Source organism: Gilliamella apis (genome assembly GCF_030758615.1).
In the GTDB taxonomy this organism is placed as follows: Bacteria; Pseudomonadota; Gammaproteobacteria; order Enterobacterales; family Orbaceae; genus Gilliamella; species Gilliamella apis_A.
This window is the reverse complement of sequence record NZ_CP132381.1, coordinates 2,242,039-2,267,365: the sequence shown is the minus strand read 5'-3', so window position 1 is coordinate 2,267,365 and position 25,327 is coordinate 2,242,039. Positions and strand designations below refer to the sequence as shown.

9 protein-coding genes are annotated in these 25,327 nt (G+C 33.3%); all 9 read left to right on the top strand.

Annotated features, from left to right (window positions below; genetic code table 11):
* Nucleotides 1–567: 567 nt before the first annotated feature.
* The 9 genes from RAM17_RS10465 (at nucleotide 568) to fhuB (ending at nucleotide 25,218) form a co-directional block, all read left to right on the top strand.
* Entirely contained in the window at nucleotides 568–15,450 is a 14,883-nt protein-coding gene (locus RAM17_RS10465) for a non-ribosomal peptide synthetase (RefSeq protein WP_110447327.1), read from the top strand.
* A gap of 63 nt (nucleotides 15,451–15,513) precedes the next feature.
* The gene (locus RAM17_RS10460) at nucleotides 15,514–16,179 is read left to right on the top strand and encodes a 4'-phosphopantetheinyl transferase family protein (RefSeq protein ID WP_110447328.1); all 666 of its coding nucleotides are present in this window, start codon (nucleotides 15,514–15,516) and stop codon (nucleotides 16,177–16,179) included.
* A gap of 185 nt (nucleotides 16,180–16,364) precedes the next feature.
* A complete protein-coding gene (aspT, locus tag RAM17_RS10455; protein ID WP_110447329.1) occupies nucleotides 16,365–18,065 on the top strand; it encodes an aspartate-alanine antiporter in 1,701 nt (566 codons plus the stop codon).
* 29 nt (nucleotides 18,066–18,094) lie between these two features.
* Nucleotides 18,095–19,696 carry a bifunctional aspartate transaminase/aspartate 4-decarboxylase gene (locus RAM17_RS10450; protein WP_086363303.1) on the top strand — a complete coding sequence of 534 codons (1,602 nt, stop codon included), beginning with the start codon at nucleotides 18,095–18,097 and terminating at the stop codon, nucleotides 19,694–19,696.
* A 221-nt stretch (nucleotides 19,697–19,917) separates the two neighbouring features.
* Nucleotides 19,918–20,091, top strand: coding sequence for a hypothetical protein (locus RAM17_RS10445; RefSeq protein WP_181414628.1), 174 nt, complete (start codon nucleotides 19,918–19,920; stop codon nucleotides 20,089–20,091).
* Nucleotides 20,092–20,296: 205 nt separating this feature from the next.
* The gene (locus RAM17_RS10440) at nucleotides 20,297–21,511 is read left to right on the top strand and encodes an MFS transporter (protein ID WP_086359347.1); all 1,215 of its coding nucleotides are present in this window, start codon (nucleotides 20,297–20,299) and stop codon (nucleotides 21,509–21,511) included.
* 59 nt (nucleotides 21,512–21,570) lie between these two features.
* Nucleotides 21,571–22,335 (top strand): ABC transporter ATP-binding protein, encoded by a 765-nt coding sequence (locus tag RAM17_RS10435; protein WP_086363302.1) that lies wholly within the window; start codon nucleotides 21,571–21,573, stop codon nucleotides 22,333–22,335.
* Nucleotides 22,332–23,240, top strand: coding sequence for an iron-siderophore ABC transporter substrate-binding protein (locus RAM17_RS10430; protein ID WP_086363301.1), 909 nt, complete (start codon nucleotides 22,332–22,334; stop codon nucleotides 23,238–23,240). The genes RAM17_RS10435 and RAM17_RS10430 overlap by 4 nt, the downstream gene beginning before the upstream one ends.
* A 4-nt stretch (nucleotides 23,241–23,244) precedes the next feature.
* On the top strand, nucleotides 23,245–25,218 hold the full coding sequence (gene fhuB, locus RAM17_RS10425) for a Fe(3+)-hydroxamate ABC transporter permease FhuB (RefSeq protein WP_110447331.1): 1,974 nt from the start codon (nucleotides 23,245–23,247) through the stop codon (nucleotides 25,216–25,218).
* Nucleotides 25,219–25,327: the final 109 nt, after the last annotated feature.

Sequence of the window (25,327 nt, the reverse complement as noted above, 5' to 3'; positions counted from 1 at the left end):
TGATTTAATTAATTTGTCCCCAATATAGCTTATAAATAATATTATTGCTTATATTGAAGAGAAAAACATAATTAACCCATCACCATGATACTCAATACACATAAAAGAGTTTTGTTTGGCGTTTTCTAACTGATGAATAAAGCCGTTATCACTTTCATTAGTTGATTAAAAATACAGCAAACTCACTGTTTTCCATCTAATAAAAACTTTAGCATAAAAATATAAAGTTTTGTTAATATTTTTAAATTATATTAAATATTTGTTTTTTGTGAAATATTTCTTTTTGCCAAAGAAAATCCATTTTAACAACTCGCTAAAAAAATTGACTTTTATAAAATTGATGTAAAAAACATAATTAAAATCACAATATTAACATAGTTTGATTGAAACCGTTTACACAAACAGATAATATATATAGTATATAAATTAAAAAATATTTCTAATTTATCAACGTTAGTTATTAGGTTTTCATAAAGGAATCGAAAACTTGTGTAGTAGCCCAAAAAAGGAGTAGTACGAAATGATTGTAATTTTATAAAACAAATACTATTTTTATAGGCAAGAAAGATGAAGAAAATAAGACTTACTCCCTATCAATCAATTTTTTATTATGAATGGTTAGCAAACCCATCAAGAAGTGATTACAACATTGTATGTGATAATATAATCTCTGGAGAACTCAATCGAAAAAAACTTTTTGAAAGTTTTAAGAATGTGGTTAATGAACATTTTGTTTTCAGGAGTTTCATTGTAAATCAGGAAGATGGTATTTTCTGGCAAAAAAGAGAGTCAATCACAGAAGATAAATTAAAAACATTATTAGTTTATCACGATCAGCCCTTAACTAACGAAGATATCAGTAAAATAGTTTCGGAACCCTTTGATTTAGAAAAGGATATTTCTGCGAGACTTCATGTTATTCGAGTTGACCATCAACAATATCGAATTATTTTAGTATTTCATCATATTTTAGTTGATGGAGTAAGTACACAAGAGTTTTGGGATAAACTAAGTCAATATTATAACGATATACCTTATGAGCTACCGTCATATGAAGCACAAGCTCAATTGCATGAAAAACTTAATGATTCGTATCATGAAATTTTAACAACGCAAAAACAGCAGATGGAAGATTTCTGGAAAGAAGAGTTACAAGATGTAAAAAATATCGACTTTACTTTCTTAAAGTTAGCAACCGAAAAACCAAAGCAATTAAATCAATTTAAACCTCATATTAGTGAATTTACTTTTAGCTATGATGAAAACATTTATAATCAAGTTAAAGCAATACGACGTAAATATAAGATAACACCTTACTTATTCGGTCAATTAGTAGCGGCGTTGTTATTAAACAAAATGACGTCTCAAAGCGCAATTCCTCTTGTTTATCCAATTGCTTTTAATGAAGGTAAAGAATTAATCTACGGCGCTCATATTAATACATTACCGGTTGTTTACCATTTTGAAGAAAATTCAACTTTAGAATCTGTTATACAAAATATTTTGCTTCATTATAAAAAGGTTAAACAAACTGGCGCTAGATACTTACCAGTTTACGATATTATGCAATTTGCTGAGAATGCTAATATTCTAGATGTGGCGTTTGTGCAAACCTTTGTTCGAGATCATAAAATGAATCTGAATGGGATGATTGATGAAGCTGTTAATCATGAATTTCAAATAGATTTATCTAATAAATTGGTGTTTGAGCAAGAAGAACATAACAACCAAATTAACTATCGCGTTAAATTTAGTGAACAGCAATTTGATAAACAACTGGTTGAACAACTTGTGATGTTCTATCAGAGATTGTTTATAAAATTACTTAACTATTTAAGTAATGATCAAGCCGATATTTTAGTAAATGATATTGAGGTACTGGATGAAGATGAATTAAAAGTTTTAATTCATGATATAAATCAAACTCAACAACCTTATAAAAGGGATAAAATAATTGCTCAATTATTTGAAGAGCAATGTCAAAAAACACCAAACAATACCGCTGTGTTATTTGAACAAATTGAGATGTCCTACTCTGAATTAAACAACAAAGCCAATCAATTTGCTCACTACCTTCAAGATCACTTTTCTATCAAACCAAATGATTTAGTGGGCCTTTATTTAGATCGTACTGAACAAATTATTGTTGCTATTATAGCAGTACTTAAATCTGGAGCCGCCTATGTTCCGATCGATCCAACTGCACCTCCTGAACGTAATAAATATATTTTAGAGGATGCCAATATTCGTGCAGTTATTACACAATCTCATTATGTTGATAAACTGAATGAGTTAATGCCAACTGTTGCAAGTGTTCCGGTTGATGATCCATCTTTTATTGCAACCTTACAAAATTATTCAACAGATAATACTGTTATCGAAACTAAACCTAATGATTTAGCTTATGTTATTTATACTAGCGGAACAACGGGAAATCCGAAAGGAACATTAATTGAGCAACACTGTGTTAATCGTTTAGTCGTTGATGCTAATTACGTCGAAGTTGATGAGTCAGATCGCATATTATGTATTGCAGGATATCATTTTGATGCATCAATTTATGAAATATTCATGGCTTTACTCAATGGTGCTGGCGTCGTTATTACCGCTAAAGAAAATCTCTTAGATTTAGATAAATTTAATCAGTTAATTGAGCAATATGATATTACCAATATCCTAGCTATATCAACATTTTTCAACACGTTAGTTGATGCTCAGTTACCTAATATAGCAAAATTACGCTATATTCTAGCAGCAGGAGAAGCTTTATCAGCGGTTCACGTAAATAAATGCCTTAAGTTATACCCAAATGTTAACCTATTGAATGCTTATGGCCCAACAGAAACGACTTGTCTTGCTACAACTTATCTAACTAATCAATGTCAAACATCATTCGTTAACAATGTTCCTATTGGTGTAGCCTTACCAAATACCTCTTTATATGTTTTAAATCCACAACGTCGCCCATTACCTGTTGGCTGTATTGGTGAGCTTTATATTGGCGGTGCAGGAGTCGGTCGTGGTTATCTGAACAATGTTGAGATGACTAATAAAGTATTCATTAAAAATCCATTTCAAACTGAAGATGAACGAAAACAAAACTATAATGATCGTATTTATAAAACAGGTGATTTAGTCCGTTTGTTGCCTGATGGTAATATTGAATATATCGGTCGTAATGACTTCCAAGTAAAAATCCGTGGTTTCCGTATAGAGCTTGGTGAGATCGAAACGCATTTAATGATGCATCCACAGATCAAACAAGCCACGGTATTAGCACTAAATAATCAAGGTGGTTATAAATATTTAGCAGCATATTATGTCGCTGATAATGAACTTGATACAGAAGAATTAGTAGCGTATTTAAACAATGTGTTACCTGAATATATGGTTCCTTCAGCATTTGTTCATTTACTCGCTATGCCTATGACGATTAATGGTAAAACTGATCAAAGAGCATTACCAAAACCAACCTTAATGACCCAAACTAGCTATCTTGCACCTAGCTCAACCACTGAGCATTCAATTGTAGAGGCAATCGCCAGTTTATTAGGATTTGAAGAGAGTGCTATCAGTATCACAGATGACTTCTTCCGTTTAGGTGGTAATAGTATTTTAGCTATCAAATTATCAAGTAAGTTGACTCGAGAATTTGATCGTTCTATTCGAGTGGCTGATATTTTTACTTTACGTACCACACAAAAAATAGCTCAATTCATTGATAAGAACCAAGAAAAAAGACAGATAATTAATGTCATACCTGTTGAACATATTGAGCAACAATTATTATCTTTTGCGCAAGAACGTCTATGGTTTATCGATTCTTATGAAGGTGGTAGTAATGCTTACAATGTTCCATTGGCATTTAAACTAACAAGCACGACAGATATTAATCTACTTGAAAAAGCAATATACGCAATTATCGAACGACACGAAGTTTTACGTTCTTTAATTAAAACGAATGCACAAGGTATTGGCTATCAGCAAGTTATTGATTTACAAAAATTCCCATGGAAGATTAATAAACAAAACTGTTCAAACAAAGCAGAACTTGAAGCGACAATTTATGAGGATCTGCATAGAATATTTAATTTATCCGAAGAATTACCGATTTATGTTTGCTGTTATCAATTTGCTGGTGAAAGTTATTTAAGCATTGTCATTCATCATATTGCATTTGATGGTTGGTCAACAGATGTCTTTTTAGACGAGTTAGTTAATCTTTATCATTATGTTACGGCTTTATCTCAAGGAGATAACCAATACGCTGAAACATTACGCTTACCGGCAGTCGAAGTTCAATATAAAGATTTCGCTTTATGGCAACGTGATCTTTTAAAAGGTGATTTTTTAAATAATCAATTAAATTTCTGGAAAAGACAGTTAGAAGATTTTGAACAACTTAATCTGCCTACTGATTACCCTCGTCCACGTGAGATTGATTACACTGGTCATGATATTCCTTTTGAACTTAATGAACAAATAAGTCAACAAATCCGTTCATTAGCTAATGAACTTAATGTGAGTGTCTATTCGGTATTGTTGAGTGGTTTCTATCTATTATTAGGTACTTTTAGCAATCAGAAAGATGTAGTTGTTGGTTCTCCAATTGCGGGTAGAAATTATTCAGGTATTGAAAATACTATAGGCTTTTTTGTTAATACTATCGCACTACGTAAATGTATTGATCCGAAAGACAGTTTAAAATCATTCATTTTACAAACCAGTGAGTTAGTCACCCAAGCTCAACAATATCAAGATTTGCCATTTGAACGATTAGTTGATGCATTAGCTATTGAAAAAGATTCTTCACGGCATCCAATATTCCAAGTAATGTTTGGTGTACAATCATTTGGGTCAGCGATACATAATGGTAAAATTGAAGAGCTATTAAGTTTATATCAAAGTGAAATTGTTAATTATCAATCTGCTAAGTTTGATATGACGGTAATGCTTGATGACTCTAAATCAGCTATTACTGGTCTATTTAATTATGCTTGCAAACTCTATCGCCAAGAAACAATTGAGCACTACATCACTATTTATCAAACTATTTTAGAACAGTTTGCTCAACTGTGTCAGTTAGAACAACCGTTAACTGAAATGCGGTTAGTTGATGCGGCTACTTTCGATAGATTGGTCTTTGATAAAAATAAACCGTTTCAACATTATGCAAGGGACAAGTCTATTGCAGAATTGTTTGAAGAAAAAGCTCAGCAAATACCTGATAATATTGCAGTCATTTTCCAAAACAATGAACTGACTTATCAACAAATTAATGAGCAATCCAATCAGCTAGCGCGTTACCTTAAAGAGCATTTTGATATAAAACCTAACGATTTGATTGGTCTTTATCTCGATCGTTCACAATATATCTTGATCTGCTTCTTAGCTATTTTGAAGGCTGGTGGCGCCTATGTTCCATTGGATCCTAATGCGCCAGATACACGTAACGAATTCATAATGCAAGATGCGCAAGTTAAAGCAGTTCTTACAACCGAAAATCATTGTAATAAATTAACTGGTTTAGCCCCTAATTTATCCATAGTAGCTGTTGATCAAGCTGATTTTGTTGACAATCTACAACATTATGCGAAAGATAATCTTTTGATTAAAGTGAAACCGCATGATTTAGCTTATGTTATCTATACGAGTGGAACAACGGGAAATCCAAAAGGAACACTCATAGAGCATAGAAATCTTAATAACTATATTGTTAATGCTAATTATGTCAAAATCAATTCTGATGATCGTTTACTAAGTATCTCAGGTTATCAATTTGACGGTTCTGTTTATGATTTTTACACACCTATACTTAATGGTGTACCGTTAGTTATTATTGAAAAAGAGACATTTTTAGATTTAGAACAGTTTAATGAGTTAATTGCTGATAAAAAAATTACTAATTTCTTCTGTACAACCACCTTTTTCAATGCGTTAATCGATAATGAAGTTGCTAATTTAAAATTATTAAATTACATACTTGTCGGTGGTGAAGCTTTATCGGCACATCATATTAATAAATGCCATCAACTTTATCCGCATGTCAAAGTGGTTAATGGTTATGGTCCAACCGAAACCACTGTATTTGCTGTTACTTATTTAACTAATTTAGCTCAAGAACCATTTATTTACAGTGTTCCTATCGGTAAAGCGTTGACAAATACTTCATTGTATATTTTAGATGAACAACTTCGTCCAGTACCTGAAGGGGCAATTGGTGAACTTTATATTGGCGGGGAAGGTGTTGGTCGTGGTTATTTACATAAACCAGAACTGACAGATAAAGTATTTATTCAAAACCCATTCCAGACTGTTGTTGAAAAGGCACAAAATTATAATGCGCGAATCTATAAAACAGGTGATTTAGTTCGTTATTTAGCTGACGGCAATGTTGATTATATTGGTCGTAATGATTTCCAAGTTAAAATTCGTGGATTCAGAATTGAACTTGCAGAAATTGAAGCTTGTTTAATTAGTCATCCAGATATTCAACAAGCTGCTGTACTAGCTTTGAAAAATAGTGCTGGAGCTAAATATATTGCAGCTTATTATGTGGCTAAACAACCATTGACTCAAGATCAACTAATTGATTATTTACAGAAGTCTCTTCCTGAATATATGATCCCAGCTGCGTTTGTTTATCTTGACGCTATGCCAATGAACATGAATGGTAAATTGGATCGTAAAGCGTTACCAACACCACAGCTTCTTGATGAGCAAAACTACGTTGGTCCAACAAATGAAACTGAAGCTATTTTTTGTCAAACCTTTGCCAATATACTTGGTTTACAAGCCAATGAAATCAGTATTCATGATGACTTCTTTAAACTCGGTGCGGACAGTATTAGCAGTATCCAGCTTACCAACCGAATTAAACAGGCTCTTAATTATTATCTATCTATTAAAGATATTTTTAATTTAAGAACGGTAGAAGCTTTAAGTAACCATGTGATTAATAATCGCCATGAATCAAAAGCCAATGTGGAAACCGAACAAGGAATTTTAACTGGAACTCTTGAACTTTCACCTATTCAACAGTGGTTCTTTAAAGAAGTTGAAGTTGGCCGATTCCAAGACTATCACCATTGGAATCAAGCCTTTTTGCTTAAAGTTCCAATGCTAAACGTTGATTTACTCAAACTAAGTGTCCAAAAATTGCTTGAATATCATGATATGTTACGGGTTAATTATCATGATTCAGCCGCAACATATCAATCATTGCCTGATCTGTTGCCATTTTCTACTCAAAATATATCTGGTTGGTCACAAGATAAGATTCAACAATTATTGACTGATTGGCAAAGCCATTTTACCTTTAATCAAGGGGCGTTATGTCATTTTGGTTATTTAACTGGTTTTGATGATAATTCTGCTCGTATTCATGTCGCTGCACATCATTTAAATATTGATGTAGTAAGTTGGCGTATCATTAAAGATGACCTAGAAGCTATTTATCAATATTTAAGCCAACAATCATCCGTTGATGCCAATATCAATGTTAAAGATATTCTTGGTGAAAAAGGTAGTAGTTATCGTCAATGGGTCAATAAACAACAGCAGTATTCAACGCTAATTGCCAATGAGCAAGAATCTGCTTATTGGCAAACTATATTGGCTGATATTAATCAGTATCATAATCACCTTGATCAACATCGTGTTGATACGCTATATCAAGCTAAAATGCAGCTATCTAAGACGCAAACATCTCGTTTACTTAGCCAAGTTAATAAGGTATATGGCACAGAAATTAACGATATTTTATTAACAGCGCTCGCGCAAGCGTTAAAATTGGTATTCAGTGGTAATGATCACTATATTTTATTAGAAGGTCATGGACGAGAAGATCTCTACAGTGAAATTGATATTAATAACACGGTTGGTTGGTTTACCAGTATGTATCCAGTTAAACTAATGGTAAATAACCAGAATGTTATTAATAATGTTGCCATGATTAAAGATACCTTAAGACAAATACCTAACCATGGTGTAGGTTACGGTTATTTGGTGGGGTATATTAAACAAGCTTTACCAGCGATTAGTTTTAACTATTTAGGCCAATTTGATAGTACTGAAAAAGCTAATAAATGGCGATTTAGCGATGAAGATAGTGGTTTAGAAATGTCTCCAAATAATCGCATGACTGACTTTTTATCCGTTAATGGCGGTATTTTGGATGATCAATTACAATTTGCTATTACAGGATACGTCAATAATGTACATGGTGAAGCTTTAGTTACGGCATTTACTCAGCAGCTTAATGAGCTCATTAATCAACTAGTACTGATTGAACGAAGCTATTTGACACAATCTGATATTAATAACGTGATCTCTCCAACACTGCTTAATTCATTACAAAGCGATAAAGAAATAGAGGCAATTTATCCTGCAAATAGTTTACAGCAAGGGTTTATCTATCATGCTGTTTCGCAGGGAGATTCGGATAATGCTTATCGAATTCAGATGATTTGGGATTATCACAATTCACTAGATATCAATTTGCTTAAACAAGCATGGCATCTTACACAGCAAAAATTCCCATCATTACGATTACGTTTCTCATGGGTGGAAGAGCTGGTACAGATTATTGATAAACAATCTGATTTTGCGTGGCAATTTGTTGATCTTAGCAATCAAACTCAAGAGCAACAACAAGTCAGTATCAATCAATTGATTAAACAAGATGAACAAATCGGTTATGATTTAATGAAAGGCCAACTATTTAGAGTGACTTTAGTTAAATGTTCTGATGAGTATTATCGATGTTTATTTAATAATCATCATGCTATTTTAGATGGTTGGAGTTTACCTATCTTACTTAATGATGTACATCAAAATTATTTATCTTTATTACATCAAAAAGAGGTTATTATCCAAGAAGATAGTAGCTATTTAGCTGCACAATCTTACTTACAAAGTAAAACCAATGAGACGGCATCATTCTGGAAACAATACCTTAATGTTGAACTTGAACCTGAAAATCTAGAGAGCTTACTTAAAGCGGATTTAGGGCATATTAATTTATCTGACCATAAATATGTTGAAGATCCACAAGAAATTTCGATAGAGATTGGTTCCCAACAATGTGAAGAATTAAAATCTTTATGTAAAAACAATGAGTTTACATTAAATGCTTTGGTTCAATATTGCTGGCATCAACAATTAAGCATTTTTGGTAATAGCAACACTACCGTTGTTGGTATGACATTATCAGGTCGTAATTTACCGATTGACGGTATAGAAAACTCTATCGGACTTTATATTAATACATTACCTGTAATTTTAGAGCATACTGATGGTAGCGTCATTGAAACTATCAAAATGTTACAATCACATATTAATAATGTGAATAATAACAGTAATATGAATCTGATTGAATTACAAAAATCTGGTACACGTTTATTTAACTCATTATTCGTATTTGAAAATTATCCATTATCAGAAAGCGAACAAGATGAATTAAAAATTGTGTTTCAAGGTGGTCATGAAAAACTTGATTATCCTCTCGGAATTGTGATCTTCGAGAGTGCAGGTAAGTTATCGATTAAAATCAAATATGCTGGAGAACTCTTTAATGACACAGCTATAGAACGTGTATTGAAAGGAATAGAATTAACCTTAACACATTTAGCTAAAAATCCAGCTATAGAGGCATCTAAGCTTAACTTATTAACTGAGCAAGAGTATGACCAATTAATCGTTAACCAACAAAAAAATATCGTTCCATTTGAAAATCATAAACTGGCGAGCCGATTGTTTGAAGAGCAAGTTCAGAAAACACCTGACTCTATTGCAGTTGTTTATGAAGGGATAACATTAACCTATCAAAGTTTGAATGAACAAGCGAATCAACTGGCAAATTATTTACGATCTCAATTATCAATTCAACCTGATGATTTAATTGCGTTATATTTAGATAAATCGCAATATATGATAGTAAGTATTTTAGCTGTGCTGAAAGCAGGAGCGGCTTATGTGCCGATTAGTCCAAGTACGCCAGCAGAACGAGTAGAGTTAATTCTTAATGATACTAAAGCGAAAGGAGTGTTAACTCACGCTCATTATGCTAAAGAATTAATTCAATTAAAAACGGAATTGCAACCAGAAGTTATTGCTGTTGATGATCCATCAATGGCTAACAAACTTTCACAGTTTGATAAGCACAATCTGGTTACATCAACACAAGCCCATCATTTGGCGTATGTAATTTATACGAGTGGTACCACCGGACTACCAAAAGGGGTAATGATCGAACACCATGGAATAGCTAATTTAGCAACAGTTCAGCAAGACATTTTAGATCTACAGCCATGTCATCATGAACAAGAACAAAAAAATGTTCTGTGGTATTCAAATTATATTTTTGATGCACATGCTTTCGAAATATATAACGCCTTACTTAATGGTCATCAGTTGCACATTCTGTCAGAGGATAAACGTTTAGACTTTATAGCATTATCAAAATATACCCAAGATCAACATATTGATTTTGCCTTTATCCCACCAGCTTTACTTGATCAAGATGAACTACTTTCTGTTCCTGTATTGACAGTGGGTGGTGAAGCTGTTAATGCTAAATTAGTTAATCTTTACTGCCAGCAGGGTATCAAGTTAATTAATGTTTATGGACCAAGTGAAACGACTGTTTGGGCTATGGCTCATCGTTATAATAAAGATGACTTAAATACAGATTTGGGAACAGCCATTAAAAACGTAACTTTATATGTTCTTGATGAATATTTACGTCCTGTGCCTCCTGGTGTTATTGGTGAATTATATATTGGTGGTGCTGGTGTTGGTCGTGGTTATCTAAATAACCCTGAATTAACAAATCAGACATTTATTGCAAATCCATTCCAAACCAGTGAGGAAAAAGCGCAAAATTATAATGCTCGAATCTATAAAACGGGCGATCTGGTTCGTTATTTACCAAACGGTCATATTGAATATATTGGTCGTAATGATTTTCAGGTTAAAATTCGTGGTTTCAGAATTGAATTAGGTGAGATTGAAACGCGATTAATCAGTCATCCTCAAATTAAGCAGGTACTTGTTGTGGCGCTGACTAATAATCAAGGTAATAAATATCTTACTGCTTACTATGTATCTGATACAGCAATAGATCAGACTGAATTAACCAGCTATTTAGAAAAAACATTACCTGAATATATGGTTCCTGCAGCCTTTGTACACCTAACGGTTATGCCTGTTAATGTGAATGGTAAAATTGATCGTAAAGCATTGCCAAAACCTAACTTTGTTATGCAAGAAAGTTATGTTGCTCCTAGTACAGTGACTGAACAACAGTTAGTTGCTGATATAGCTGAATTATTAGATATGGATATTGACTCAATTAGTGTAGTCGATGACTTCTTCAGATTAGGTGGTAACAGTATTTTAGCTATTAAGTTGTCAAGTAGAATAGCCAAGACTTTTGAACGTGATGTGCGTGTAGGTGATATTTTTACATATCGTACCATTCAGGAAATTGCGAAATTTATTGACAGTAATCATCAAAAACGTCAATCAATTACCATACAGAAGGTGGCTAATGAACAAGAACAGAGATTATCCTTTGCGCAGGAACGCTTATGGTTCATCGATTGTTATGAAGGTGGTAGCAACGCATACAATATACCACTAGTATTTAAACTTCTGCCAGAGACTAATATCTCGTTTGTTGAGCAAGCTTTACACGAAATTGTTCAGCGCCATGAAGTATTGCGTTCATTAATTAAAAATACAGCAGATGGTGTTGCCTACCAACAAGTGATAAGTTTGCAACAGCAACCGTTGGTAATCGAAAATCATTATTGTGATAGCCAAGCTGAATTAGATAAAGCGATTCATAATCATATATACAAAGTAATAATGTTATCTCATGAGTTACCGATTTCGATTTGTCGCTATCAATTAGCTCAAGAGTATTATATGAGTATTGTGATCCACCATATTGCATTTGATGGTTGGTCAATTGATCTGTTCATTAATGAGTTCAGACAGTTATATCAATACTATGAGGTTTTATCTTTAGGTGATAGTAATCAAACGGTAACACTTAACTTACCACCTGTCGACGTGCAATATAAAGACTTTGCTTTATGGCAGCGGCAGTATTTGCAAGGTGATATTTTGAATCAGCAATTGCAGTTCTGGCAAGATCAACTAGCTGATTTTGAACCGCTTAATTTGCCGACTGACTATGTTCGTCCACAACAAATTGATTATACAGGTCAAAATGTTATGTTTGAGCTTGATTATGATGTCAGCCAACAAATACGTTCATTGGCAAAAGAACTCAATGTTAGTGTTTATTCTGTACTACTCAGTGGTTTCTATTTACTACTTAGTTCATTTAGTAATCAAAAAGATATTGTCATTGGTTCACCAATTGCAGGAAGAAATTATCAGGGTACAGAAAATACCATTGGCTTCTTTGTTAATACATTAGCATTAAGAAAATGTATTGAACCAAGCGACAGTCTAAAAATGTTCATTTTGCAGACTAGTGAATTAATTACACAAGCTCAACAATATCAAGATCTACCATTTGAGCGCTTAGTGGATGCGTTATCTATTGAAAAAGATACTTCGCGACATCCTATTTTCCAAGTAATGTTTGGCGTACAGTCATTTGGTGAAGATGGGAAAGAGGGTAATTTATTGCAGCGTTATAATAATGACAATGCAAGTTATCAAGCTGCTAAGTTTGATATGACCGTGATGCTTGATGATTCTAAACCAGCGATAACTGGCTTATTCAACTATGCGACTAAACTCTATAAGCCGCAGACTATTGAACACTATATCACTATTTATGAATCAATCTTGCAGCAATTTACAAAGATGTATCAACAGCAACAAGTTCTGTCAGATTTACGTTTAATTGATAACTCAACTTATCAAAAAGTGATCTTTGATTGGAATAAGACGCGTTGCGATTATCCAACAGATGTGACAATGCATCAATTGTTTGAAAGACAAGTATTAAAAACACCAAATAATCTAGCTTTAGTTTATGAAAATGATCGCTTGACCTATCAAGAACTTAATGAACAAGCTAATCAGCTAGCACATTATTTGCGTGAAAACTTTGATATTCAGCCTGATGATTTGGTGGCAATCTGTCTTGAACGTTGTAAATACATGTTAGTAAGTATTTTAGCTATCTTGAAGGCAGGAGGAGCTTATGTACCAATGGATCCTAATATGCCAGAAGATCGTCTCAGTTATATGATCGAAGATACAAAAGCTAAGGTTGTATTAACTACTAACTTAAGTTATGAAAAAATCAATTCGTTAGTTTCTAAGGATCAAGTTGCATTGAACTTGCAATCCTCACAAACTATTGATTGCTTAAGTAAATATCCAACAACTAACCCAACACCATTAGCTCAGCCTAAAAACTTAGCTTATGTGATTTATACCAGTGGTACGACCGGTATGCCAAAAGGTGTAATGTTAGAGCATCAAGGCGCGGTTAACCGTATTATTTGGATGAATAACGAATATCCGATTACTGAAAAGGATCATATTTTACAAAAAACGAATTATACCTTTGATGTCTCGGTGTGGGAGCTATTTTGGGCGAATTGGTATGGTGCTTGTATTGTCTTTGCTCATTCAGAACTTTATAAAGATAATGTCTATCTTGCAGAGTTGATTGAAGCTGAACAAATCACCGTATTACATTTTGTGCCATCTATGTTAGTTGCATTTGTGGAAACATTAGAAGCACAACCTAATTTGGTTCCAAAAGTTCAGGGATTAAAATATCTGTTCTGTAGTGGTGAAGCACTTAACCTTTATGAAGTGAAAAAATGTCAAGTGTTGATGCCAAACTGTGAGATACACAATCTTTATGGACCAACAGAAGCAACCATTGATGTACTTTATTATGATTGTAATAATCCGAATATTTCACAAGTATTAATTGGTAAACCTGTTGCTAATACTTCAGCTTATGTTCTTAATGAATTATTACAACCAGTACCTATTGGCGGAATAGGTGAGTTGTATGTCGGTGGTGATAATGTTGCTAGAGGTTATCTAAATAACATTCCATTATCGAATGAACGTTTTATTGCTAATCCGTTCCAAACGGAAGTAGAAAAAGAGCAAGATTACAATGGTAGAATTTATAAAACTGGCGATCTTGTTCGTTCTTTAGCTGATGGTAATATTGAGTATTTAGGTCGTAATGACTTCCAAGTTAAAATTCGTGGATTCAGAATAGAACTTGGTGAAATTGAAGCTCGATTAACCCAATTTAATGGAATCAAACATAGTATCGTTATCGCTTATGAACAGGCTTCGGGCAGCAAGTATTTGGTTGCTTATTATCTTGCTAATGAGGAGATTGATAGCCAATTATTACAAGCTCATTTAAGTGAAACTTTACCAGGATATATGATTCCGTCAGCATTTATATATTTAACTGAATTACCAATTACCTCAAATGGTAAGTTAAATCGTCGAGCGCTACCAAAACCAGAGCTTACCGATAAGGTTGAGTATGTTGCGCCAGAAAATGATGCTGAAAGAACATTATGTGAAGTCGTTGCTAATATCCTTAAAATTCCTGCTGAAGAAATTAGTATGCAAGATAGTTTCTTCCGATTAGGTGGTAATAGTATCTTAGCTATGATGCTTAATAACCGAATTAATGATGCATTTAAAGTTAAAATGCGTTTAGTTGATATTTTAAGCGTTAATACAATTCGGGAGTTAGCGAAAAAAATCTCAACGACTCAACAGCAGTTTAATCCTATTGTGGAATTAAGAACAAATCATGAAAAACCACAAATTTTCATGATCCACCCAGGATTAAGCGGTTGTGATGTTTATCAATCATTAGCGAATAAGTTATCCTCAAAATACAGCTGTTTTGGTGTAGATTCTTACAATTTATATCATGACAAACCTATCGAGGATCTCAATGTATTAGCGCAATATTATCTGGATCATATCAGTAAAGTTGCAACAAAAGATCTGCCAATAAAATTATTTGGTTGGTCTTTAGGTGGCAACATTGCGTTACAAATCGCAGTACTACTTGAACAGCAAGGAATCGAAAATATTGAAGTTTATCTATTGGATTCTTGGCTATTAAAAGAGCGGGATTTAGATCAATATAAGCATCCAGTTAACATTACTCGTGCTATGGATCGATTAAATATACCTGCACATGTACGCGGTGAAATTGAGAATTTTGCAAAAATTGATAACAAGCTCGTTGTACAGCCATTATCTGCTCAATTGAAACAGACTCAAGTAGTGTTGTTTAAAGCTACACAGATTGAACAAGGTGGAGATATAGCTGAAAAATATGTATTAAATAATATTGATACTTATTTAGAAGATAATTCTCAATTAAAATTGGTTAAGTTAGATTGTGGTCACTACACAATTTTATCTCATGAACAAGAGATCTTAGCTCAGATTTTATAACCTTAATGTTAATTATCCCCTTAAAAAATCTTATTTTAAGGGGATGCTTTTTAGGTAAAGATAATGAACTTTATTTATTTAGCGAATATCAATAATCTGTCGTGGTCTGTTTTAAAAGATCAAAAAAAAATACTTAGCCACTCTGCACAGTTAGATATCGAGAAATTTAGATTTGATCGAGATAAATGTCGCAATTTAGTTGGCAAACTGCTGTTGCTTTATTCTTTGCATCGTCATGAAAAATTTGAACAATCCTGTTTACCCGTCATTGATTACGGTCCTTATCGAAAACCATTTATTCATTCAATGCAAGGACATTTCAATATTTCACATGCTCATAATTGGGTTGCTTGTGTATATAGTACTAATGGCGAAGTTGGCATTGATATTGAATATATTACGCCAATTAACATTATTGATTATCAGAATGTTATGACTGAAAATGAGTATCAAATTGCACTTAATAATCCACATTTTGATTTCTTTCAATTATGGACATTAAAAGAAGCAATTATGAAAGCTCAAGGGCAGGGGTTTTATCTTTCACCATCTTCGTTTGAGTTACCATTCCCTTTTTGTAATGATGAGATCGTTGAAATTAACCACACAAGCTGGTTCGTTTATAGTCAAAGCTTTGCCAATGAATATCGGTTGTCTTTGGCTTCTTTATATCCAATAGTTGGCAATGTGCAAGTTATTCCTTTACAACTTGATCAATTTTGGCAGTAATCAATTATCACGCCTTACTTCATTACTGACAATAATATTAATCGTTAAAATTAACTATCTATTCTTGGTATTGAAGTTTAAAATATATCCATATTCATAAATAAGTATGAATATTATTCAAGTTCCAATCTTTTCTTTTCTATCTTTTTCTATTTCATAAATCTTAGCACTTGAGGACAATTATTATGTTTCAATGGCTTTCAAATTGGATTTTAGATGGACTTAAGCATTCACCCGAAATACTTTTATTTCTTTCTTTAAGTTTAGGGTATTTGATTGGTGGAATTCGAATCGGTAAATTTCAATTAGGTGGCGTTGCTGGTTCATTATTGGTGGCAGTGGCATTAAGTGTATTTGGTGTTACTGTCGATGCTGGCGTTAAAGCTGTGCTTTTCGCCCTATTTATTTATGCTGTCGGGTTCGAAAGTGGACCACAATTTTTCCGTTCATTAGGAGTTAAAACTCTGCGTGAAATCTTTTTAGCGTTATTTATTGCTGTTGCTGGTTTTGTAACGGTAGTAGTTTTAGCCAAATTATTCAATTTAGATAAAGGCCTTGCTGCTGGTTTAGCTGCAGGAGGATTAACACAATCAGCTATTATGGGTACAGCATCTGACGCGTTGACTCAGCTAGGTTTAAGTCCAGAAGAGTTAAGCAGATTACAAGGTAATGTGACCATTGGTTATGCTGTGACTTATATCTTCGGTTCACTTGGCGCTATTATTGTCTGTGTAAATATTTTGCCGAAAATTATGGGGCGTGAAATTAATGATGATGCAATTCAGGCCGAAGCAGAACAATTACATGGTTCGCTTTTATTAGGTAATGGCCAGAATTTTGCTTTGTCTGATGTAACTGGTCGCTTATACCGAATTACTAATAAGGTTAATCAAACCGTTGAAAGTTTAGAAAAGGTTATTAATGGTATTAGTATTGAACGAATCAAACGTGGCAATCGTATTATTGAAGCTGCACCTGAAACCTTATTAAAAGCCAAAGATATTATTTTAGTTGTTGGTCATCGGGATGCCATGATTGCTGCAGCTGATTTATTGGGTGAAGAAGTGAATTCAGCACAAGGTATGGATGTGGTGATGAATACTCAAGATGTTGAAATGCGTAATACTCGATATGTCGGTCAAAATTTAACGCAAGTGCTTTCATCTGACGAAGTGATGAAGTTAAAGCATGGTATTTATTTAATTGCTGTTCATCGTGATGGACAACCATTGCCATTAAATAATGATATGGTATTTAAGTTAGGTGATGTCATTACTATTTATGGTACTGATGGTGACTTAAGACGTGTAGTAGATAGAATTGGTGCGCCGATTACCAAAAGTGAAAAAACTGATTGGATATTCCATGGTTTAGGTCTTGTTGTTGGACTTATAATTGGTCTTATTGTGATTAGAGTCAGTGATATTCCAATCACTTTAGGTGCAGGTGGTGGTGCATTATTATCAGGATTATTGTTTGGTTGGTATCGCTCCTTGCATCAAACTGTTGGAAATATTCCAACCGGAGCTGTGCAACTACTTAAAGATTTTGGCTTAGCTGGCTTTGTAGCAGTGGTTGGTCTTAGCTCAGGTTTACAAGCCATTAATACGATTAAAGATCAAGGTCTTTCATTATTCTTAATTGGTGTTGTAGTGACTTTATTGCCGATGTTACTTGGCATTTATTTTGGCAAGTATGTACTAGGTTATAAAAATTCAGCGGTATTTGCTGGCGCTTTAGCTGGCTCTCGTAGTGCGAATCCTGCTTTTGGTGAAGTACTTAATAAAGCTGGTAACTCAACGCCTACCAATTCTTTTGCTATTACCTATGCTTTAGCTAATGTTTTCCTAACATTATTGGGACCATTAGTTGTTGCTTTTGTTTAATTGACATCTCAAATTAAGGATACATGGTTATGAAAAGTAATAATGAATATGCAAAATATGCGAATTTAAGTCCTTTTGAATTGAAAGATAACTTAATTAAACTAGCACAAAGCCATACTGACCGTGTGATGTTAAATGCAGGGCGTGGTAATCCTAATTTTTTGGCAACATGGCCACGACAAGCATTTTTTCAACTTGGTGTTTTTGCGCTACAAGAATCCGAAATGTCATTTTCATATATGAATGAAGGTGTTGGTGGTATGCCAATTAAGGCTGGTTTAACTGGTCGTTTTGAACATTTTGTTCGTCAAAATTATCAAACACCTGGCGTGTCATTTTTAGGTAAAGCATTTTCTTATATTCGCGATCAGCTCGGCCTAGATGAAAATGCATTTTTACAAGAGATGGTGGAAGGTATTTTAGGTTGTAATTATCCTGTACCAGATAGAATGTTACGCTTTAGCGAAGAGGTAGTTAAAGCATATGTGCTTACACAAATGGGAGCACAATATCTTGGTCGTGATGATCTTGATCTGTTTGCCGTTGAAGGTGGTACTGCAGCAATGGCTTATATTTTCAATTCTATGAAAGAAAATAACTTAATCGAAAAAGGCGACAAAATTGCGATTGGCGCACCTATTTTTACACCATATTTAGAAATTCCAGAGCTTAATGATTATCAATTAGTAGAGGTATTAGTTAATTCTGATCCTGATGCGAATTGGCAATATCCAGAAGCTGAATTACGTAAATTAGAAGATCCTACTATTAAAGCTTTTTACTTAGTTAATCCATCTAATCCCCCATCAGTAAAAATTGATGATAAAAGCTTGCAGATCATTGCTGATATTGTGAAAAAACGTCCTGATTTAATTATTTTAACTGATGATGTTTATGGCACATTTGCCGATAATTTCCAATCTTTGTTTGCTATTTGTCCAAAAAATACGATTTTAGTTTATTCATTTTCTAAATACTTTGGTGCAACTGGTTGGCGTTTAGGTGTTATTGCTACAGCACGTGATAATATATTCGATAAAAAAATTAAGGCATTGCCTAGCAAAACGAGACAAATTTTAGATAAACGCTATAGTTCTATTGTAACTGATCCTGAAAATTTAAAATTTATTGATCGTTTAGTGGCCGATAGTCGTGCAGTTGCACTAAATCATACCGCTGGGCTTTCAACTCCACAACAAGTACAAATGGTGTTATTTGCATTGTGTGAAATGATGGATACCGATCAAAGTTATAAAGCAGCATTAAAATCATTGATCCGTCGTCGAGCGGCTTCGTTATATCAACATTTAGGACTTACGCATCATACTGATGAAAATAGTGTTGATTACTATACCTTAATTGATCTAGAACATATTTGTCGTGAGCTTTATGATGACAAATTTGCTAAATGGATCTTAAAAAATAAAAATCCATCTGAAATGTTATTTAGAATTGCCGATGAAGCTGGCGTTGTTTTATTGCCAGGTAAAGGATTTGCTGTACAACATCCTTCGGCTCGAGCTTCATTAGCCAACTTAAATGAATATCAATATGCAGCGATTGGTTTATCAATGCGAAAACTTGCTCAAGAGTATTATGCTGAGTATCAAAGTAAAGCTAAGAAAAAATAGTTAATCATTTAGATTAATTCATCTGTCTACATATCAAACCCTAGTTTAACTAGGGTTTTTTATTTTATATATCATTTAACTTGATTATAAATTTTAGTTATTCCTTCTGAATAAAATCAAGTTAATTTAATAATATTGATTTTTTTTAAACAGTAATTTGACAGCTTATTTTCCAATCTATATGATCGCAAATGAAAATCATTATCAACTGTGCGATTCGGATGAAAAAAATAACTGCAAAATTTAATTTATTTAGCTTGTGCCTTATAAGCTGTTATAGCTCTATTGTTCTAGCTGAAAATAAAATTAAAAATATCAAGGAAGATAATGAAAAAGATAAATTGGAGACAATTACTGTTACTGGCGAAGGGGGACAACGTAGTGAATTGACATAGTAAGCCTTATGTCCTCATATTCTCGATATAGCACTTATCAGCAACCACGACAAGTAGGTATTTCTGCACAAATAAACTATTGATAAATCAGTTAAATATTATATGTACGAAAGGTCTAAATTTGTTTTATTTTTTACTACTAAAGAATGGTATTAATGAAAATATTATGACCACAAAATAGGTACTGCAAAAGGAAAATTAGTAAATGAATGACAAAGCAACAATTAAATTACCTAAAAATGTATGGTTATTATTTGTAAGTCTTTATATTACAGAATATGTTGGTATTGGCTTTTTGACTATCGCCTTAGCTTTAATCCTAAGAAAAGATGGCATGGAGTTAGACCAATTAAGTCTTATTCCTTTAATGATGTTACCAATTGGTTTAAAAATTTTATGGGCACCTGTTATTGATAAATATTTAAAAAGACGAATATCTCATTATCGCAATTGGTTATTTATCTCTTTAACGCTAATGTTAGTATGCTTAATCTTTATAGCTTTGTTAGATCCTATAAAACAGTTTTATATCATTTTACCCATCATTTTTATTTTTTCGACCATGACTGCAACTCAAGAATTAGCCATATCAGGATTAGCCTGTAATATTTTTTTAGTTCAGCAACGTTATCTAATTTCAAGTATCAAAACCAGTGGTTCTATGATAGGTAATATTTTAGGTGGCGGAGTAATTTTACTACTTTATGCCTATATTGGTTGGATGGGTTGTTTATTATTAATTGCTATTTTAATTGGATTTACATTAATTCAACTTTTCTTTTTTGAAGAGTACCGTTACTGTCAAAATAAACCAATATATGAAAATATGGATCCTAAATATTGGAAAGATCTGATTATCATCTGGAAAGGTAGAATTAATTGGTTAATTATTTTGATACTTATGCCGTTTAGTTTCTTACCGGCTTATAATCTATTATCACCAATACTTGTCGATGATGGTTGGGCATTATCAGATATTGCTATTTTATTAAAAGTATTTGGATCCATTGTTAGCTTAGTGGCTGTTATATTAGTTGCAAAAATCCTCAAGCGATTATCTAGGAAACAAAGTTTAACATATTCATTACTTTTTCATGCTTTTGGTTTACTTGCATTCATCCCGATCTCGTTAGGTTATGTTAATATTTTTAATGTCTATTTAGCCTGTTTTCTTTACTTCTTTAGTTTACCTTTAATGTCTATTGCGATTACTGCCATCATAATGGACAACTCAGATAGTTCACAGGCACGTTCTACTGCTTGTAATGCTCAATCAGCGCCAAGTTTTATATGTGGATTTATCGTAATATCACTAAGTTATTATCTTGCACAAAAATTTGGTTATTTTCCAGTTGTAATCGGCTCAATAGTATTGGCATTTTTAAATGCATTTTATGCAAGTCGAACAATGGGAAAATAGTATCAGAATAGGTAGATAGGATAACTTTAAAGCGTAATTGGATGGATAATTAAATTAGTATGCTTATTGCTCAAGATATTGAATACCAAATTCAAGATACCCTTGTTGTTAATCATGTAACGACTCAATTTCAACCAGGGCTTGTCTATGGTATTGTTGGTCATAACGGTTCTGGCAAATCGACATTTATTAAATTATTAGCAAAGCAAATTGCCGCAACATCTGGTGTTATCACATTAGATGAAAAAGAACTGACTCACTATTCACATAAACAGCTCGCGAGAATACTGAGTTATTTACCACAATATTTGCCTACTGACATTAATCTGCCGGTTAAAGAACTGGTTAAATTAGGGCGATTTGCATGGCATGGTGTACTTGATCGCTATACGGAAAAAGATTATAAAATTGTTGATCAAGCATTAATACAAACAAATACTGCACATCTTAAAGAACGCTACTTAAGCTCACTGTCAGGAGGAGAACGTCAACGAGTTTGGTTATCCATGTGTTTAGCTCAGCAAAGTCAATATCTTTTACTTGATGAACCTCTTTCAGCGTTAGATATTAATTATCAAATTGAAGTAATGAAATTACTTCGACAGCTGGCCCAAAAGCATCGAATAACCACTATTATTGTTCTTCATGATATTAATTTGGCCAGTGAGTTTTGTGACCAGCTATTAGCTTTTAAACAAGGTCACTTAATTTTTGATTTACCGACAAAACAGATGATTACACCATCGATTTTACAGAAAATTTATGGTGTTCATTTTGAGATCATTGATCATCCTACTCGAAGTCATAAGGTTGCTTTAGCATGAAGTTCAAAATAACCCTAATTAGCCTTGTGATTGTAAGCTCTATTTTATGGATAACGCATTTACCTGATAGTAATCAGGATTATGCACAATTTGATAACCCAACTAGAATTATCACTACGGATTGGACTATTGCAGAAACATTATTAGCTTTACAAGCACCGTTAGTGGGAGTAGGTGATACAAAAGAGTATGCCACGTGGGTAAGTGAACCTGTCTTAAATGATAATATTGTTGATTTAGGGTTACGATCACAACCTAATTTAGAAGTGATTGCTAATTTAAAACCGACTCTATTGATAAATTCAACTTGGACACAAAATCTGATCCCTAAAAATATTATTCCCATAAATTTAGCTGCAATTGATTTTTACACAAATGAAGGTACAAGTTGGTCGCACATCGTGCAAACAACAGAAAAATTAGCGCAACTAGTCAATAAAACCACACAAGCTCAGATATTGATAAGCCAGACCGAAAAACAGTTTACCGATAATATCCAACGCTTAAAGAAAATACCAAAACAGTCCTATGCAGTTGTGCAATTTATTGATTCTCATCAATTACGTATCTATGGCGCCAATAGTTTATATGGTGTGGTATTAACCAAATTGAAATTAGATAATGCATGGCAACATTCGACAAATGCATGGGGATTTAGTCAAATTAGTTTAATTGACTTAACGACATTACCTAAAAATACGAGTCTTATTATTGTTAAACCTTATCCAGCTAATGTTAATCAGCAATTAGAAAAGAATTCATTATGGCAAAAGTTGCCATTTAGTCAGCAGGGAAATTATTATATTTTACCCTCCGTGTGGGGATTTGGAGCGTTACCTTCAATGCAACGGTTTAGTTATTCATTAACTAACGCTTTAACTAAGCAAACAGTGAATACATGGTGATTGTATGTCGGCATTGAAGAAAATCATCTTAATTAATTTATCTCTTTTTTTACTTGCACTGATAGCAATCGTTTGGATTATTGTGCATGAGTTACATCAGCCTTTTTTGCAAGTTGATTTAATTCAAGTAAGTGTATTAAAACGTATAATTCTTGTCGATAACTGGTTACCTCGCTTTACTATGGCTTTATTGGTTGGAGGGGCATTAGGTATTAGTACCATCATTCTACAGCAAGTTACTTATAATCCCTTAGCCTCTGATTCAACGTTAGCTGTAAGTAGCGGTGCTTATATTGCCCTACTGGGCACTCATCTTTTTATACCATCATTATTACTTTGGTTAAGTAGTGCAATGATTGCATTCTTTGGTGGACTTGCCAGTTTACTGCTTGTGTTTATGATGTCTTATCGTAATCAATTTTTACCAATCAGAATGCTACTGTCAGGTTTGATATTAAATTTATATTTGGGAGCATTAGCCACAGCATTAGTTATATTCCATCCTGAAGCGGCTAAAAATATTTTTGCTTGGCAAGCTGGCTCATTAATTCAAGATAGTTGGCATGATGTCAAACAGATAGTTATTGTCTCTTTGATTGCATTTTCCATCCTGATTTTATTATTGCGCGCATTTGAAGTTATGCAATTAGGTGAAACTCAAGCAAAAAGTTTAGGTGTACCGGTAGTGGTGATCCGTGTTGTCTGTATTTTGTTTGTCGCTTATTTATGTGCTATAACACTAAGTTTAGTCGGGATGATTGGATTTATCGGCCTAGCCGCAGCTACCATGATTAATCAATTGCAGTTAACTAAAGCCTGGCACAAGCTTCTCTTTTCATATACAACAGCAGGATTAATTTTATTATTAACAGATTGTCTTTTAGTTATTATCCAGTTCTATTGTTCTTTTTATTTGCCTGTCGGCACAGTCAGTGCATTTATTGGAACACCTTTATTACTTTATTTAATTTTCAAAGCATTACCTACAACAATTAGTATATCAAGTAATAACTCTTTAACTCGATGTGATTTATTAACGCCTATAAAAACAAGGGGACACTGGATATTAGCGATATTAATAATCTTAATATTATTATGGTTTAGTTTAACAATCAGTAATACACAATACGGTTTTATATCGACTGGTTGGAATCATTCTCTTATAAACATTAAATTACCAAGAATTATCACCGCCATTTCGGCTGGAATCATGTTAAGCACGTGTGGCGTTTTACTGCAATGCATGACCCATAATTCTCTGGCTAGCCCTGATTTGTTAGGTATTAGCTCAGGTGCAGCTATTGCTATTATTGTCACAGTTATGACGATGGGGTCTGACATCATGCCACTTTGGTTGCCGGGATTATTGGGTGCTCTACTGACCTTTTTATTTATTATTGCAATTAATATTAAAAATAAATTCCAACCTGAAAAAGTGGTTTTAACGGGAATAGCTTTTGCCGCTTTTTTAACGGCTCTGATTCAATTATTTTTAGTTACTGGCGATCCGCGTATTCAATATTTATTAATATGGTTATCGGGATCAACATACAGTAGTGGGCTACTAAGTAGTGTGGTGATATTTTTAGTAGCATTATTCATTTTATTTATATTATTAATATTTTCACGGTCAATAAGCTTGTTGGAATTGCCAGAAAATATGAGTAATGCATTAGGAATGAATAGCAATATTGTCCGTTTTTTATTAATTGTCGTTTCGACCATTTTAATTACTTTAGCCACATTACAAATTGGACCACTTAGTTTCATTGGTCTACTTGCGCCATTAATGACTCGGATTATTGGTTTTCATTTCATCCGTAACCAATTACTCATGTCATCGCTAATTGGAAGCATATTAATGATCGCTGCTGATTGGTTAGGTCGTAATATTATGTTTCCTTATGAAATTCCGACAGGAGTTATGGCATCACTGATTGGTGGGTCTTGCTTTATCTATCTAATAAGGCGTTCTTGATAATGTCGGCTTTTTTGCAAACTTTTAAACCATATGGTCATACTATTTTTGCTATTAGTCATGATAACAATATTTTGAGCATACTGATGGCATTATTGAGGAGTTCAAT